We start from the raw sequence: 14,374 nt of genomic DNA, 5'->3' as shown, positions 1-14,374 counted from the left end.
GATCGGTTGTATGTTCCAAGCATCCTCGAGGGGGACGGGCGACGACCAGCGCCCCTCCGCCCCTGACGCCGGAGCCCCGCTCGCCGGGGCCCGTCTGCTGGTCGGAGACCGGGACGCCGCCACCGCGGCGGCCACCGCCGAGGCCCTGCGCACCCGCGGCGCCGCGCACGTGCGCACCGCCGCCTCGCCGCGCGAGTTCCGCGCCGCCGAGCACGCCGACCGGGTCTGGGACCTCGCGGTGTGCGACAGCGCCTTCGCCGGTGCGGAACTGACCGCGTTCCTGGAGGACTGGCACGCGCACCACCCGGCCGCCCCGGTGATCGTCACCGAGGACCGGCCCAGCGCCGACCGCGCCGTCGCCGCCCTGCGCGGCCGGGCCGCCGACCTGGTGCCCCGGCACGACCCGGACGCCCTGGCGCGCTCCGCCGCGCACGCCCTCGCCCACCCCCCGTACGCCCCGCAGGCCGCCACCGCCGCGGCCCCGGCCCCGGAACCGGTCCGGATGCTGGTGGTCGGCGCCCACCCCGACGACGTGGAGATCGCCGCGGGCGGCACCATCCACCGCCGGGCGGACGACGGCTGGGACATCACCGTGCTGACCCTCTCCCCCGGCGGAGGCGGCGGCGACCCCGCCGAGCGCCGCCGCGAGGCGCACCGGGCCGCCGAGTCGATGGGCGCCCGGCTGGTGCTGGAGGACCTGCCGGACGGCTCGATCCGCGACGACAGCTCGACCGTGCGGGTGATCGAGCGGACGGTCGCCGAGACCGCCCCGGACCTCGTGCTGGTGCACTCCGACCACGACACCCACCAGGACCACCGGGCGGTGCACCGCTCCACCCGGGTCGCCTGCCGCCAGGTGCCGCGGGTGTTCTGCTACCAGTCGCCGTCCGCGACCGTCGACTACCGGCCCAACCGCTTCGTCGCGCTGCGCGAGCAGGACGTCGAGGCCAAGCTCGCCTCGATCCGCGCGCACGGCTCCCAGGCCGCCACCCGCTGGTACCTGGAGGAGGACCTGCTGCGCTCGACCGCCCGCTACTGGGGCCGCTACTCCCGCTGCCGCTACGCCGAACCGCTGGAGGTGCTCCGCGATGCCGCTCCCGTCCACACCCACTGAGACCACCCCGCCCGCTCCCGCCCCCGCCCCCGGCCCGCTGCCGGACCTGGCGGCCGCCCTCGGCCGCCCCCCGCGGGTGCTGGTCACGGGCGCGGGCGGCCCGTCCGGCGTCGGATTCCTGCGCGCCCTGACCGGTGCGGCCGAGCTGTACGCGGCGGACATCGACCCGAACGGCACCGGCCTGTACCTGGTGCCGCGCGCCCACCGGATGCTGGTGCCGCCCGGCTCCGACCCGGGCTTCGCGGACGCACTGCTGCGGCTGTGCCGACGGTACGCCGTCGACGTGCTGGTGCCCACCGTGGACGCCGAACTCCTGCCGCTGGCGAGCGGGTCGGCGCGGTTCGCCGCGGCCGGGGTGCGGGTGCTGGTGCCGCCCGCCGAGGCCGTCGCCGACTGCCTGGACAAGTGGCGCCTGGCCCGGGCCTGCGCGGGCGCGGTGCCCCTGCCCGAGACCCGGACGCTCGGCCCCGCGGGCGGCGCCGGCTTCTCCGGCGGCTTCCCCGCGGTCGCCAAGCCCCGCACCGGCTCCGGCTCCCGGGGCGTGCACCTCGTGGACGGCCCGGCCGCACTCGCCCGACTGCCCCGCGACCACTCCTACCTGCTGCAGGAACTGCTGCCCGGCACCGAGTACTCGGTGGACGTGCTGACCGACGGCACCGGCCGGGTGGTCGCCGCCGTGCCGCGGGCCCGGGACCGGACCGACTCGGGCATCGTGATCGCCGGACGGGTGCTGGACGCCCCCGGGCTGGCGCGGCTGGCCGAGGGCACCGTCCGGGCGCTCGGGCTGCGCGGCGTGCTGAACGTCCAGGTCCGCGAGGACCGCCACGGCGCGCCCGCCCTGCTGGAGGTCAACCCCCGCCCGCCGGGCGGCCTCTCACTCACCCGGGCCGCGGGCGTCGACATGGCCCGCTGGGCCGTCGCCGGACTGCTGGGCACCGAACTGCCCGAGCGGATCGCGCACCGCGAGGTGGCCGTCGTCCGGCACTGGGAGGACGTCGTGCTGCGCCCCGACGAGCTCGGCGACCTCGCCGACACCACGGAGGCCCGCCCGGCCCGCCCGGTCGGCGCCCCGGGGTCCGCAGCAGCCGCAGGGGCCGTGGCGGCATGACCGGCCGCCGACTCCCGCCGATCACGGCCGACCTGCACACCCACACCGACTTCTCCGACGGCCGCGACCCGCTGACCGAGGTGGTCGCCGCCGCCGGGGCCGCCGGGCTGGGCACCGTCGTGGTCACCGACCACGTCCGCGCCGACTCCGCCCACCTGCCCGCGTACACGGCCGCCGTCCGGGCCGTGCGGGCCGACGCACCCCTGCGGGTGGTGTGCGGGGTGGAGGCGAAGGTCCTGGACACCGCCGGGCGGATCGACCTGCCCGCGGACCTGAGCGGCGTCGAGCACGTCGCCCTCGCCGACCACCGCTTCCCGCTGCCGGACGGCCCCGCCCACCCCGAGCAGGTCCGCGACCTGCTCGCCACCGGCGCCCTCACCCCGGCCCGGGCCCGCCGCCTGCTGCTGGCCGCCACCACCCGCGCCGTCACCCGGCTGCCCGCCGGACGCACCGCGCACCTGGCGCACCTGTTCAGCGTGCTGCCCAAGTGCGGCCTGGACGAGGCCGACCTCGACCCGGCCGAACTCGCCCCGCTGGCCCGGGCCTGCCGCGCCCGCGGCGTGGCCGTCGAACTCAACGAGAAGTGGCACTGCCCCTCCCCGCGCACCGCCGCCGCCCTCGCCGCCGCGGGCGTCCGGCTGGCCGCGGGCAGCGACGCGCACCGCGCCGCGGAGGTCGGCCGGTTCGACTGGGCCGCCGGGGCCCTCGCCGCAGCAGCGGCCCACCGCGACGCCCGCGCGGGGTCCCGGCGATGAGCGCGCTCCTGCACCTGCTGGCCGTGCTGGTGGTCCTCCTCGGCGCCCTGCCGCTGCTGGTCGCCGTGCTGCAGTTCCTGCTGATCGGCTTCCAGCGCTTCCGCCACCTGTACGAGGACCGCGGCGAGGCGTACCTGCCGCGCGTCGCCGTGCTCGTCCCGGCCTGGAACGAGGCCGCGGTGCTGCCCGGCTCCGTGGCGGGCCTGCTCGCCCTGGAGTACCCGCCGGACCGGCTGCGCGTCCACGTGGTCGACGACGCCTCCACCGACGAAACCCCCTCCGTGATGGCCGAGTTGGTGCGCCGCCACCCCGGACGGGTGGTGCACCTGCGGCGCGAGCACGGCGGCCAGGGCAAGGCCCACACCCTCAACCACGGACTGGCCCGGGTCCTCGCCGACGACTGGGCCGAAGCCGTCCTGATCATGGACGCGGACGTGGTGTTCGACCGGGACGCGCTCCGGCGGATGACCCGCCACCTCGCCGACCCGCAGGTCGGCGCCGTCACCGCGTACATCAAGGAGGGCAGCGGCAGGCGGGGCAACTACCTGACCAGGTACATCGGTTACGAGTACATCACCGCACAGGCCGCCGCCCGCCGGGCGCAGAACGTGCTGGGCGCGGTCGCCTGCCTGGCGGGCGGGGCGCAGCTGCACAGCCGGGCCAACCTGGAGGACCTCGGCGGCCGGATCGACACCGACACCCTCGCCGAGGACACCGTCACCACCTTCGAGACCCAGCTCGCGGGCCGCCGCGTGGTGTTCGACGGCTACGCGACGGTGCTGGCCGAGGAGCCCGGCGACCTCGCGGGCCTGTGGAAGCAGCGGCTGCGCTGGGCCCGCGGCAACCTGCAGGTCACCCGCCGCTACCGGCACGTGTGGTTCCGCGGCCGCAGCGCGGAGGGGCGGCACCGGCTCGGCTCCTGGCTATTCGGGCTGATCTGGTTCACCCTGCTGGCCACCCCGCTGCTGCTGACGCTCTGCTCGGGCGCCCTGCTGCTGCTCTACCTCACCGCACCGACCGGCGCGGCCTGGACGCTGTTCCACTGGCTGTGGGTCACCAACCTGGTCTGCTACCTGCTGATCACCCTGATGTCCGCCCTGGTCGACCCCGGCACCTTCCGCCGCTGCTGGCGCGAGGCCCTGGTCTACCCCGGCCTGGTCGCCACCGCCATCCTGGTGGTCACCGCCCTGCCCGGCGTGTTCCTGCCGCTGCTGGCGGGCACCGGGACGCTCACCGTCCACCTGGTCATGCTGGTGGTGTACGCCTGGCTGGCGCTGTGCATGCCGGTCGCCTGGCTGGCCAAGGAACTCACCGGCACCCGGCTGCGGTGGCTCGCCCCGCCCCTGCTGCACCTGGCGGGCTACGGCTCGCTGCTCGCCGCCTGCCTGGTCGCCGCCGCGTTCCACGAACTGCGGCACGCCGAACTCGCCTGGGACAAGACCGAGAAGACCGGGAAGGTGGCGATCGGGTCATGACCCCCGAGGAGACCGGTACCGGGACCGCCACCGAGACCGACGTCGGCACCGGCGGCGGCGACACCGACGCCGCCGTGGTCGCCGCGGCCCTCGCCGCTGCCGCCACGGCCGACGCCACCGTTGCCGCCACCGCCGGGGCGGACCGGCGGCCGACCGCCGAACTGACCGCGGCGGACCGCCGCCACGACCGGCGACTGCTCCGGGGCGAACTGGTCGTCCTGCTGCTGATCGCGCTGATCCTGCTCGGCCTGATGGCGGTGGGCGGCCTGCCCTGGCCGTTCTGACCCCGCCGCCCACCGGCCCCGCCCGCTCGGCCCCGCGGCCCGCTCAGCCCCGCAGCCGGGCCAGCAGCGCGCTCCACCACCCGCGCCGCTGCGGCGGCACCGGCACCACCGGCGGCGCGGGCGGCAGCGGCGGCCGGACGGCGGAGCGCGGAGCGGGGACGGCCGCCGCCACCGGAGCGTTCGGGGCCGCGGAAGGCGTCGACACCAGCGCACCGGCACCCGCACCCGCACCCGCACCCGCCCCGACGCCCGTCCCCGTACCCGCGCTTGCGCCCGCACCCGCGCCCACGGCCCGCCGCTGCGGGTGGAGCTCGCCGAGCGGCGTGAAGCGGGCCGGCAGCTCGGTCAGGTGGCGCGACATCCAGTTGCCCCGCCACACCAGCTCGTGCTCCTCGACCGAGAGCTGCAGGTCCGGCAGCCGGGTCAGCAGGATGTCGATGCCGGACTCGGCGATCGCCCGGCCGATCTCCTGCCCGGGGCACTCGTGCGGGCCGCTGCCGAACGCCAGGTGCGAGCGGTTGCCGAACAGCGGGGTGTCCAGGTCGGGCCGGACCGCCGGGTCGGCGTTGCCCGCGGCCACGCCGAGCAGCAGCATGTCGCCCGCCTTGATCGCGCGTCCGCCGAGCTCGGTGTCACCGGTCGCCCAGCGGCCCGGCACCAGCATGAACGGCGGCGAGTCCCACAGGACCTGGTCGAGGGCGTCGGGCAGGGTCATCTGGCCGCCGGACAGGTGGGCGCGGAAGCGGCTGTCGGTGAGGACCATCTTCAGCGTCTCGGAGATCAGGTTGATGGTGGTCTCGTTGGCGGCGAGCAGCACCGAGCGCAGGTGCTCCAGCACCTCCTCCTCGTTCAGCCCGGAGGGGTGCTCGATCAGCCAGGTGACCAGGTCCTGCCCGGGCTCGCTGCGCTTGCGCTCCACGGTGCGGCGCAGCGACTCGACCACGTACTCGTTGCTGGCGACGGCCGTCTCGGTGCCCTTGACCAGGTCGCGGGCGGCCTCGACCAGCCGCGGGCCGTACTCCTCCGGCATGCCGAGGAGCTGGGTCATCACCAGCATCGGCAGGTGCTCGGCGAACTGGGAGACCAGGTCGACCCGGCCGCTGTCGCCGAACTCGGCGATCAGCTGATCGGAGAAGCGGGTGACGAAGCGCCGCATGCCGCGCCGGTCGAAGCGGTTCAGGCCGTCGGTGACGGCGGTGCGCAGCCGCCGGTGCTCCTCGCCGTCGACGAAGGAGCAGGTCGGCTGCCAGGCGATCACCGGCAGCACCGGCGAGTCGGCGGGGACGCGGCCCTCCCGGAACTCGGTCCAGCGGCGCGAGTCCCGGGAGAACCGGGACGGGGTGCGCATCGCGGTCAGGTTGGCCGAGTAGCCCAGCACCAGCCAGGCGGGCAGGTCGCCGTGCAGCAGTACGGGGGCCACCTCGCCGTGCTCGGCGCGCAGCTTCTCGTAGAAGCCCGCCGGGTCGGCCTCCGCCTCGGGGCCGAACAGCCGCAGCAGTCCGCCGCCCTGCGACCCGCCGCCGGTGCGGTGGGCGGGACAGCCGGGCGGCGGGACGGGCCCGCCCTGGTACGCGTGGTCTTCGTACGTCACGGGGCAACTCCGGTGCAGGTGAAGTGGTTTGACGATTCGTCAGCCGACCGGCTGGGCGGACGCGGCCGCTCCCGCGGGCTGGGCGGCGAGGTCGTACAGGTAGCGCATCAGGGCCATCAGCACGTCCCGGCTGGACTCCCGGGAGCGGGCGTCGCAGTGGACGATCGGCACGTGGTGCGGCAGGTCGAGCGCGGCGCGCAGTTCCTCGACGGGGTAGCCGGGCGACTCGGGGAAGCCGTTGAGCGCGACCACGAACGGCACCCCGCGGTCCTCCAGCCGCCCCAGCACGTCGAAGGACACCTCCAGGCGGCGGGTGTCGACCAGCACGACCGCGCCGAGCGCGCCCTCGAACAGGCCGTTCCACAGGAACCAGAAGCGCTCCTGGCCGGGCGTGCCGAAGACGTACAGCACCAGTTCGTCGCTGATGGTGATCCGGCCGAAGTCCATCGCGACGGTGGTGGAGCTCTTGCGCTCCACCCCGGCCAGGTCGTCGATGCCGACGCCCGCCTCGGTCATGGTCTCCTCGGTGGTCAGCGGGCGGATCTCGCTGACCGCGCCGACCAGGGTGGTCTTGCCGACCCCGAAGCCGCCGACGACGACGATCTTGACGGCGGTGGCCACGGTCGCCGGGAGCAGCTCGGCCTCGCGCGGTCCGCGCGGCTCAGAGCCGTTGAAGTCCATGGATCACTGCCTCCAGCAGGGAAAGGTCGGGAAGGGCGGCCGGCGGGACGGGGGCGCGGACCTCGATCCGGCGTTCGGCGAGCAGGTCGGCGAGCAGGACGGTCACCAGGCTGTTCGGCAGCCGCAGGTAGGCGGAGATCTCGGCGACCGACAGCGGGGAGGAGCAGATCCGCAGGATCGCGGCGTGCTCGGGCTGCATGGTGGGTTCGGGCCGGGCGCGGGCGACGACCAGCGTGACCAGGTCGAACCCGGCGGTGGCGGACTTGCGGTCGCGCCCCCCGCTGATCACGTACAGCCGCTCCGGGTTGGCGTTCGCCCAGTCCTGGTTGCTCATCCCCGCACCTCGGTGTGGCCGGCGGCCGGTCGGCGCGTCGGCGGTGTTCCGGTCGTTCCCGCCCCGGTGGGCGCCGCCGCTGCCGCGCGGACGGCCGCTGCCGCCCGGACGGTGCGTAACGCGGCCCGGCGGCCGGTGTCCCGGTCGGCGGCGGTGCGGGTCACGCGATCTGCTCGCTGCCGCGGACGGGGGTGGTCAGGTGCTCGCCGATCCGGGCGACCAGGTCGCGCATCCGCTGGCCGACCAGTCCGGCGTCCACGCCCTCGTCGGCGAGGACCGCCAGGTAGGCCCGGGAGCCGGCCGCCATCAGGTAGAAGAACCCGCCGCCGACCTCGATCACCACCAGCCGCATCCGCCCGTCGCCGTGCGGGAACTCGTGGCCGACCGCGTTGGCCAGGCTCTGCAGTCCGGCGCAGGCGGCGGCCAGCCGGTCCGCGGTGTCGGGGTCGGTGCCGTGCTGGGCCAGTCGCAGGCCGTCGGCCGACAGGACGATGACGTGCCGGATGCACGGGACGGTCTCCGCGAGGTCCCTGAGCATCCAGTCCATGTTGGTCCGTTGCTGAATCACTTGTCGCCTTTCCCTGCTGCTTCGTCACTGGCGCGGCTGCCGCCGTCCGGTCCGGCGGTCGGCGCGGTGCCGTTGACGCCGTTGGTGAAGGCGGCCAGCCACAGGCCGGGTTGGACCGGCCCGGGGGCAGGTGTCTGCGGCACCGGCGCGGGCTGCGCGACCGGGGCCGGGGCGGCCGGGCTCGGGGCCGGCTGCGGGGTGCGGGGGGCGGCGGCCGCACCGAAGCGGGACGGGGCGGCGTGGCGGCGGCGCTGGGGCAGCCCGTTCGCGGTGCGCTCCAGCACCAGCGGGACGTCGTCCTCGTGGGGGGCGGACGACGCGGCCCGGCCGAACGGCGCGGACGGTGCGGGCACCGCGTGCGGGAACGTCCCGGTCTGCGGGAACGTCCCGGGGGACGGGAAGGCCGCGGTGGCCGCGAAGCCCCCGGCGGGGGTGTGGGTCGCGGCCGCGGGGCGGGGGCGCGGCGGGGTGTCGACGGGCTCGCTCCCGGCCGGGTACGCCTCGGCGTCGGGCTGCCCGGGGTGGGAGGGGAAGGCCAGCGGGGTGGTGGTGGCGATCCGGCCGATGCCGTGGGCGCGGCTGGGCGCGGGCGCGGTGGTGATGTAGACGTCGGGGACGATCAGCACGGCGCGCACGCCGCCGTACGCGGACGGGCGCAGCGAGACCTGGAAGCCGTAGGCGCGGGCGAGTCGGCCGACCACGGCGAGGCCGAGCCGGGGCGCCTCGCCGAGGCCGTTGAGGTCGATGCCGGACTCGGCCTCGGCGAGCATCCGCTCGGCCCGGGCGCGGCCCTCCTCGCCGAGGCTGAGGCCGCCGTCCTCGATCTCGATCGCGATGCCGGTCTGCACCTCGACGGCGGTGAGGTGGACGGTGGTCTGCGGCGGCGAGTAGCGGGTGGCGTTGTCGAGCAGTTCGGCGAGCGCGTGGATCAGCGGTTCGACGGCGGGGCCGACCACGGCGACCTCGGAGACCGGGTGCAGTTCGACCCGGCGGAAGTCGAGGATCCGGGACATGCCGCCGCGCAGCACGCTGTACAGCGGGACGGGGTTGTTCCACTGGCGGCCGGGGCGGGCGCCGCCGAGCACCGCGATGGAGTCGGCGAGGCGGCCGATCAGGGCGTTGCCGTGGTCGATGACCAGCAGGTCGTCGAAGACCGCGGGGTCGTCGCCGTGCCGGTCCTCCATCTTGCGCAGGTCGATGGCCTGCCGGTGGACGATCGCCTGGACGCGGCGGGCGATGTTGACGAAGGCGCGCTGCGCGGACTCGCGCATCGCCTCCTCGTTGTCGACCGCGTCCAGCACCGCGCGCAGCACGGCGTAGCGGAAGTCGTGGAACTCGTCGCCCGCGTTGTTGACGTGCTGCTGCTCGTAGGAGCGGAGCACGTCGGTGATGAACTCGCCGCCCTGCATCCGGGCGACGGCCCGCGGGAGCTCCTCCCTGGCGAGTTCGAGCATGCCCTCCTGCTGCCGGGCCAGCCGGTGCCGCTGCTCGGCCTCCCGCCGGTCGGCCTCCTCGCGGGCCAGCTCCAGCGCGCGGCCGCGGCGCACCGCCTCGAACCCCGCCACCGCCACGGCCGCGGCGCCCACCAGGCCGCACCAGATGATCCCCGAGGTCGCCGCGCCCGGGTCCGCCGCGGCGGCGAGGCCGACGGCCGCGCCGATCACCGCCGCGGGCAGCAGACAGACGAGTACGGCCGCGGGCAGCCGTCCTCCCGCGGACGATCCGCCTGGTGACGATCCGGCTCGAAGCATCAGCATCCTCATACGCTCGTGGGGACGGGGGTGGCGGGCGGGGCCGGGCGGTGCGGCGGGGCCCGGGGCGCGAAGCAGCATAGCCGGTGCACCACGGGCCTGACGGTCCGTCAGAATTCTTTTCCCCCAGGAGAGTTGTTCCGCGGGGGAACTCCGCACCGGGCTCCGCGGGGCGGTTCCGACCGCCCGGCGCCCGACTCATAGGCTTGTCGCACCACGCGCCCCCGCAGTAGCCCCCCGCGCCGGATTCACCCGGAAGAGCGGCACTCCCGCCGAATCCCCGTCCCCTTCCGGTCAACAGTGCTAGTCCGACGTTCCCCCACGCCCCGTTCACGCCTCCTCCGCACACCCGTGCGTCCCGGCACACCCCCGGTTCACCCCGCCGGGTAGGGAGGCGGACGACCCGTCCGCACCCGCCCCCGGAGGTCCGCCCCGATGCCCACCGACCCGTCCGCCCGGCCCGGCCGCCGCGCCCTGCTGCGCACCGGCCTCGCCACCGGCGCCGCGGCCGCCGCCCCCGCCCTCCCGCCCTCGTCCCCCGCCGCCCCCGTCCCGGCCGACCGGGTCGTCACGCTGACCGGCTGGCTGCCCACCGGCGCGCCCGACTTCGTCCTGCTCCCGGTGGAGGTCCCGCCCGGGGTGCGGGAGATCGCGGTGGCCTACGACTACGACCGGCCCGCCGTCCCGCCCGGCACCCCCGGCAACTCCTGCGACATCGGCCTCTTCGACCAGCGCGGCACCGATCTCGGCGGCCGGGGCTTCCGCGGCTGGTCCGGCGGGTTCCGCACCTCCTTCAGCGTCTCCGCGACCGCCGCCACCCCCGGCTACCTGCCCGGACCGGTCGACCCCGGCACCTGGCACGTGGTCCTCGGCCCCTACCAGGTGGCCCCGCAGGGGCTGAACTACACGGTGCGGGTCACCCTCCGCTCCGGCGCCCCCGGACCGGCCTTCACCCCGCACTACCCGGCCGAGCGCGCCCGCGGCCGCGGCCGCGCCTGGTACCGGGGCGACTGCCACCTGCACACCGTGCACTCCGACGGGCGCCGCCTGCCCGAGGAGGTCGCCGCGGGGGCCCGGGCCGCCGGGCTCGACTTCATCGTCTCCACCGACCACAACACCAGCTCCTCGCACGGCGTCTGGGGCCCGCTCGCCGGGGACGACCTGCTGATCGTCCTCGGTGAGGAGGTCACCACCCGCAACGGCCACTGGCTGGCCCTCGGCCTCGACCCCGGCCAGTTCGTCGACTGGCGCTACCGCTCCCGCGACGGGCAGTTCCCGCGCTTCGCCCGCCAGGTCCGCCGCAGCGGCGGCCTGGTCGTCCCCGCCCACCCCTACTGCCCGTACGTGGGCTGCCAGTGGAAGTTCGGCCACCGGGACGCCGACGCCGTCGAGGTCTGGAACGGCCCCTGGACGTACGACGACGAGTCCGCCGTCGACACCTGGGACGCCCAGCTCGCCACCGCGCTGCGCGAGGGCCGCGACTGGCTCCCCGCGATGGGCAACAGCGACGCCCACAGCGACCCGCAGCCGATCGGCAGCCCGCACAACGTCGTCCTCGCCGACGACCTCAGCCGCGCCGCGGTCCTCGACGGCCTGCGCGCCGGACGCAGCTGGCTGGCCGGGTCCGCCGCCGTGCAGCTGGAGTTCACCGCCACCGGCCACGGCCGCCGGGCGGGCATCGGCGAACGCCTGACCGTCCCCGCGGACGCCCCCGTCGACGTCGAACTGACCGTCTCCGGCGTGCCCGGCGGCACCGCCCGGCTGCTCACCGACGAGGGCCAGCTCCACCAGGAGACCCTCCCCGCCACCGGCCCCGCCACCGTCCGCTGGCGCACCACCGCCTCCCTGGCCTCCTACGTCCGCGCCGAGGTCCGCCACCCGAAGCCCGACGGCACGCCCGGCAGGGGCAACTCCATGGGCCCCGACCTCCCCTGGGGTCCGATGGCCGCCCTCACCAACCCGATCACCCTCCACGCCCAGTAGCGGAACGCACCGGGGCCCGGACCGGCGGGCCCGGGCCTCCCCCGGTCCACCGCTCCCGCCCGCCGGAGCCCGCTCAGCCCACCTCCAGCACCTTCCGCCCGCAGCGCAGGAACACCCGCCGGTGCGCCCCGGGCCGGGCCAGCCCGTGCGCGCCGAGCACGACGAGCAGCCGCTCGTCCGCCTCCGCGCGGCTCAGCGGAACCGTCCGCTGCGCCCCGTCGGTGTGCTCGACGACGAGCCTGAGGCCGCCCGCCCCGGCGACCCGGCGGACCTGGTTGAGACCGGGCAGTTCGCCGCTGACCCTGACCAGCAGCTCGCCGAGCGTCGCCGCCCCGTGCACCTTCGGGTCGACGGTGGGCAGCGGCCCCGCCTGGGAGTACCGGCGGACCGAGTACCGCGCCCGGAAGGCGTCCCGCGCGGCGAGCGCGGCGGCCTCGCCGTGGACGGTGGCGGTGACGGCCGCGGCCAGCAGGGTCTTGACGGCCATCGGGTGGCGGCGGCCGTCGTCGACCTGGGCGAGCAGCAGCTCGATCTCCTCGTCGAGGAGTTCGGTGAGCGCCCGCAGGTACCCGGGCAGCAGCCGGTCCGCGCAGGACATCAGCCGGCCGAACACCTCCTCGGCGGGGAAGCCCAGTCCGACGTAGTTGTTCGCGGACTTGCTCATCTTGGCGCCGGTGCCGTCGGTGCCCTCGATCAGGCCGGTGGCGAGCACGACCTCGGGCCGCTGCCCGGCCGCGGCCATCACCCGGCGGCACATCTGGAGGTTGAGCAGCTGGTCGAGGCCGCCGAGCTCGACGTCGACGGCCAGCTCGACCGAGTCCGTCGCCATCACCACGGAGTAGACGAGCTCGGCGAGCGTCAGCCCGCTGCCCTCGGCGAGCCGGGTGCGGAAGTCCTCGCGCTGCAGCGCGGCGGAGGCGGGCAGCCGGGAGAGCACCTCCAGGAAGCGGGGCAGCGTCATCGCCTCCAGCCACTCGCTGTTGAACCGGAACTCCGCCCGTTCGAAGTCGAAGAACGGCCCGACCTGCTGCCGGTAGGTGGCCACGTTCCGCCGCACGTCCGCCGCGGTGAGCGGCGGGCGCTCGGCGCTGCGGCCGGACGGGTCGCCGATCCGGGCGGTGACGTCGCCGACCAGGAAGACCACCCGGTGGCCCATCCGTTGCAGGCGGCTGGCCAGGATCATCGGCACGGCGTGCCCGAGGTGCACCTCGGCGCCGGTCGGGTCGATGCCGAACTTGACCGTCAACGGCCGCCCCTCGGCCAGCAGTTCGGCCAGCCGGCCGGTGCCGGGCAGCACCTCCGCGGCGCGGGCCCCGAGCAGTTCGGCCTGCCGCCCGGGCGGGAGACCGGACAGGTCGGCACCGCGCCGCTCCGCGAGCAGCTCGAGCAGTCGGCCGAGCTCCGGACCCTCCCGCAACTCCCCTTCTTCCTCGATCAGTTCACGGAGCCGTGCGGTGCTGCGGTCGAACGCGGTGGCGGTCATGGGCATCCTCTCGGAGGGTGTCGGCGCACGGCGGCCGGGCAGGGCCGCGCGGCGCGGACGGGGGTGCGGGGGCTCGGAGGAGGCCGGACGACAGGGACTGCCGACCGACCCGCGAAGGGACGGCCGCCCACGACTCACGGCAGGTGTCGACGACCGCGCGACCACGGACGGCACCCCCGCACGGGGGCGCGTCAACGCATCAGCACGTCAGCAGGGTCGTCCGAGAAGGACCGGGAGGCCCGGCCGCCCACAGGTCGAGGGGCAGGCCGGAGGGCGGTGTGCACCGCCTCTAATATCGCTTCACCACGCGAGCCTCCGGGGACGGGGAACGGCGCGAGCGCGAACTGCGCCCAACAGCGCCGCCGCCGCCCATGCTGCCCCACCGGCCCCGCCCCGCGCACCTGGTTTTTCCCGCCCCGCCCCCACCGGCACCCTCCCCTGCCCGCCGCCGTTTTCCACCCGCCCGCCCCACGTGTGCGCCTTGGCAGCGGCGGGCCCGCCTGCGAAGGTGACGGAGTATCAGCCCACCATCCGCTTGTCCGACCACGCGTCCTGGAGGTTCCGCATGACCGCACCCGTGCTGACGGTGGACCAGGTGGTCGACTGGATGACCCGGCTGGCCGCCGAACTCCCGCCCGGGGACGGGGTCGCGGTGTTCAACGCGATGTACCTGACGGTCACCCGCCTGGTCCGCGACCACCTCGCCGCCGCGTACTTCGACGACCCCGCCACCATGGCCGAGCTCGACGCGGTCTTCGCCGCCCGCTACCTGACCGCCGTCGACGAGGACCGCGCCGGACGCCGCCCGGACGCCTGCTGGCGACCGCTGTTCGAACTGCGCGCCGCCCCCGGCGTCCACCCGCTGCAGTTCGCCCTGGCCGGGATGAACGCCCACATCGAGAACGACCTCCCGCTCGCCGTCCTGGAGACCTGCCTGCGCACCGACCGCTCCCCGGACCGGCTGCACGCCGACTACCTGCGCGTCAACGCCCTGCTCGCCCAGGTCGAGGCCCGGGTCCGCGACGCCCTGCTCCCCGTCCCGGTCGGCGGCCCGCTGCTGCACGTCCTCTCCGTCTGGAGCATCGACCGCGCCCGCGACGCCGCCTGGGCCTCCCTCCTCGCCCTCTGGGAACTGCGCCGCCTCCCGCCCGCCCGCACCCTGGTCACCGACGCCCTCTCCGGCTCGGTCGGCATGGTCAGCCGCGCCCTGCTCACCCCGCTCGGCCCCCTCAACCCGAACTGACGGC

Annotated in this window: 13 protein-coding genes; 7 read left to right on the top strand and 6 right to left on the bottom strand. The window is 76.0% G+C overall.

Features of this window, described 5'->3' with window-relative positions:
• Nucleotides 1–10: 10 nt before the first annotated feature.
• From QSK52_RS21790 to QSK52_RS21770, 5 genes are read left to right on the top strand one after another with little or no spacing between them, the layout of a single operon-like run.
• The gene (locus QSK52_RS21790) at nucleotides 11–1,114 is read left to right on the top strand and encodes a PIG-L family deacetylase (protein WP_285737805.1); all 1,104 of its coding nucleotides are present in this window, start codon (nucleotides 11–13) and stop codon (nucleotides 1,112–1,114) included.
• Nucleotides 1,089–2,222: an ATP-grasp domain-containing protein gene (locus QSK52_RS21785; protein ID WP_285737804.1), complete on the top strand. Its 1,134-nt coding sequence runs from the start codon at nucleotides 1,089–1,091 to the stop codon at nucleotides 2,220–2,222. Before QSK52_RS21790 ends, QSK52_RS21785 begins: the two co-directional genes overlap by 26 nt.
• On the top strand, nucleotides 2,219–2,977 hold the full coding sequence (locus QSK52_RS21780) for a PHP domain-containing protein (protein WP_285737803.1): 759 nt from the start codon (nucleotides 2,219–2,221) through the stop codon (nucleotides 2,975–2,977). The genes QSK52_RS21785 and QSK52_RS21780 overlap by 4 nt, the downstream gene beginning before the upstream one ends.
• A complete protein-coding gene (locus QSK52_RS21775; RefSeq protein WP_285737802.1) occupies nucleotides 2,974–4,452 on the top strand; it encodes a glycosyltransferase in 1,479 nt (492 codons plus the stop codon). Before QSK52_RS21780 ends, QSK52_RS21775 begins: the two co-directional genes overlap by 4 nt.
• A complete protein-coding gene (locus QSK52_RS21770) occupies nucleotides 4,449–4,736 on the top strand; it encodes a hypothetical protein (protein WP_285737801.1) in 288 nt (95 codons plus the stop codon). Before QSK52_RS21775 ends, QSK52_RS21770 begins: the two co-directional genes overlap by 4 nt.
• Before the next feature lie 43 nt (nucleotides 4,737–4,779).
• Here the strand turns inward: QSK52_RS21770 and QSK52_RS21765 are convergent, their stop codons facing one another.
• The 5 genes from QSK52_RS21765 to QSK52_RS21745 form a co-directional block, all read right to left on the bottom strand.
• A complete protein-coding gene (locus QSK52_RS21765; RefSeq protein ID WP_285737800.1) occupies nucleotides 4,780–6,327 on the bottom strand; it encodes a cytochrome P450 in 1,548 nt (515 codons plus the stop codon).
• A 39-nt stretch (nucleotides 6,328–6,366) separates the two neighbouring features.
• Entirely contained in the window at nucleotides 6,367–7,008 is a 642-nt protein-coding gene (locus QSK52_RS21760; RefSeq protein ID WP_285737799.1) for a GTP-binding protein, read from the bottom strand.
• Nucleotides 6,989–7,342, bottom strand: coding sequence for a DUF742 domain-containing protein (locus QSK52_RS21755; protein ID WP_285737798.1), 354 nt, complete (start codon nucleotides 7,340–7,342; stop codon nucleotides 6,989–6,991). The genes QSK52_RS21760 and QSK52_RS21755 overlap by 20 nt, the downstream gene beginning before the upstream one ends.
• 160 nt (nucleotides 7,343–7,502) lie before the next feature.
• Nucleotides 7,503–7,910, bottom strand: coding sequence for a roadblock/LC7 domain-containing protein (locus QSK52_RS21750; RefSeq protein ID WP_081951833.1), 408 nt, complete (start codon nucleotides 7,908–7,910; stop codon nucleotides 7,503–7,505).
• Complete coding sequence (locus QSK52_RS21745; RefSeq protein WP_285737797.1) at nucleotides 7,907–9,667, bottom strand: ATP-binding protein; 1,761 nt, start codon at nucleotides 9,665–9,667, stop codon at nucleotides 7,907–7,909. Before QSK52_RS21745 ends, QSK52_RS21750 begins: the two co-directional genes overlap by 4 nt.
• Nucleotides 9,668–10,096: 429 nt before the next feature.
• Between QSK52_RS21745 and QSK52_RS21740 the strand changes: the two genes are divergently transcribed.
• Nucleotides 10,097–11,644, top strand: coding sequence for a CehA/McbA family metallohydrolase (locus QSK52_RS21740; protein ID WP_285737796.1), 1,548 nt, complete (start codon nucleotides 10,097–10,099; stop codon nucleotides 11,642–11,644).
• 73 nt (nucleotides 11,645–11,717) lie between these two features.
• Here QSK52_RS21740 and tyrS read toward each other — a convergent pair whose 3' ends face one another.
• Entirely contained in the window at nucleotides 11,718–13,127 is a 1,410-nt protein-coding gene (gene tyrS / locus QSK52_RS21735) for a tyrosine--tRNA ligase (RefSeq protein WP_285737795.1), read from the bottom strand.
• A gap of 565 nt (nucleotides 13,128–13,692) precedes the next feature.
• On the opposite strand from tyrS, the gene QSK52_RS21730 reads away from it, so the two are divergent.
• On the top strand, nucleotides 13,693–14,370 hold the full coding sequence (locus QSK52_RS21730; RefSeq protein WP_285737794.1) for a DUF5995 family protein: 678 nt from the start codon (nucleotides 13,693–13,695) through the stop codon (nucleotides 14,368–14,370).
• Nucleotides 14,371–14,374: the final 4 nt, after the last annotated feature.

The sequence above is a fragment of the Kitasatospora phosalacinea genome (assembly GCF_030268885.1).
Lineage (GTDB): Bacteria > Actinomycetota > Actinomycetes > Streptomycetales > Streptomycetaceae > Kitasatospora > Kitasatospora phosalacinea_C.
Note: the sequence above shows the minus strand (reverse complement) of the source record. Positions and strands in the feature narration are given on the sequence as shown.

What these genes read in the sequence shown, in the direction of transcription:
- QSK52_RS21790 (WP_285737805.1), top strand. Translation starts at nt 11, where the DNA reads ATGTTCCAAGCATCCTCGAGGGGGACGGGCGACGACCAGCGCCCCTCC.
- QSK52_RS21785 (WP_285737804.1), top strand. Translation starts at nt 1,089, where the DNA reads ATGCCGCTCCCGTCCACACCCACTGAGACCACCCCGCCCGCTCCCGCC.
- QSK52_RS21780 (WP_285737803.1), top strand. Translation starts at nt 2,219, where the DNA reads ATGACCGGCCGCCGACTCCCGCCGATCACGGCCGACCTGCACACCCAC.
- QSK52_RS21775 (WP_285737802.1), top strand. Translation starts at nt 2,974, where the DNA reads ATGAGCGCGCTCCTGCACCTGCTGGCCGTGCTGGTGGTCCTCCTCGGC.
- QSK52_RS21770 (WP_285737801.1), top strand. Translation starts at nt 4,449, where the DNA reads ATGACCCCCGAGGAGACCGGTACCGGGACCGCCACCGAGACCGACGTC.
- QSK52_RS21760 (WP_285737799.1), bottom strand. Translation starts at nt 7,008, where the DNA reads ATGGACTTCAACGGCTCTGAGCCGCGCGGACCGCGCGAGGCCGAGCTG.
- QSK52_RS21755 (WP_285737798.1), bottom strand. Translation starts at nt 7,342, where the DNA reads ATGAGCAACCAGGACTGGGCGAACGCCAACCCGGAGCGGCTGTACGTG.
- QSK52_RS21745 (WP_285737797.1), bottom strand. Translation starts at nt 9,667, where the DNA reads ATGCTGATGCTTCGAGCCGGATCGTCACCAGGCGGATCGTCCGCGGGA.
- QSK52_RS21740 (WP_285737796.1), top strand. Translation starts at nt 10,097, where the DNA reads ATGCCCACCGACCCGTCCGCCCGGCCCGGCCGCCGCGCCCTGCTGCGC.
- tyrS (WP_285737795.1), bottom strand. Translation starts at nt 13,127, where the DNA reads ATGACCGCCACCGCGTTCGACCGCAGCACCGCACGGCTCCGTGAACTG.
- QSK52_RS21730 (WP_285737794.1), top strand. Translation starts at nt 13,693, where the DNA reads ATGACCGCACCCGTGCTGACGGTGGACCAGGTGGTCGACTGGATGACC.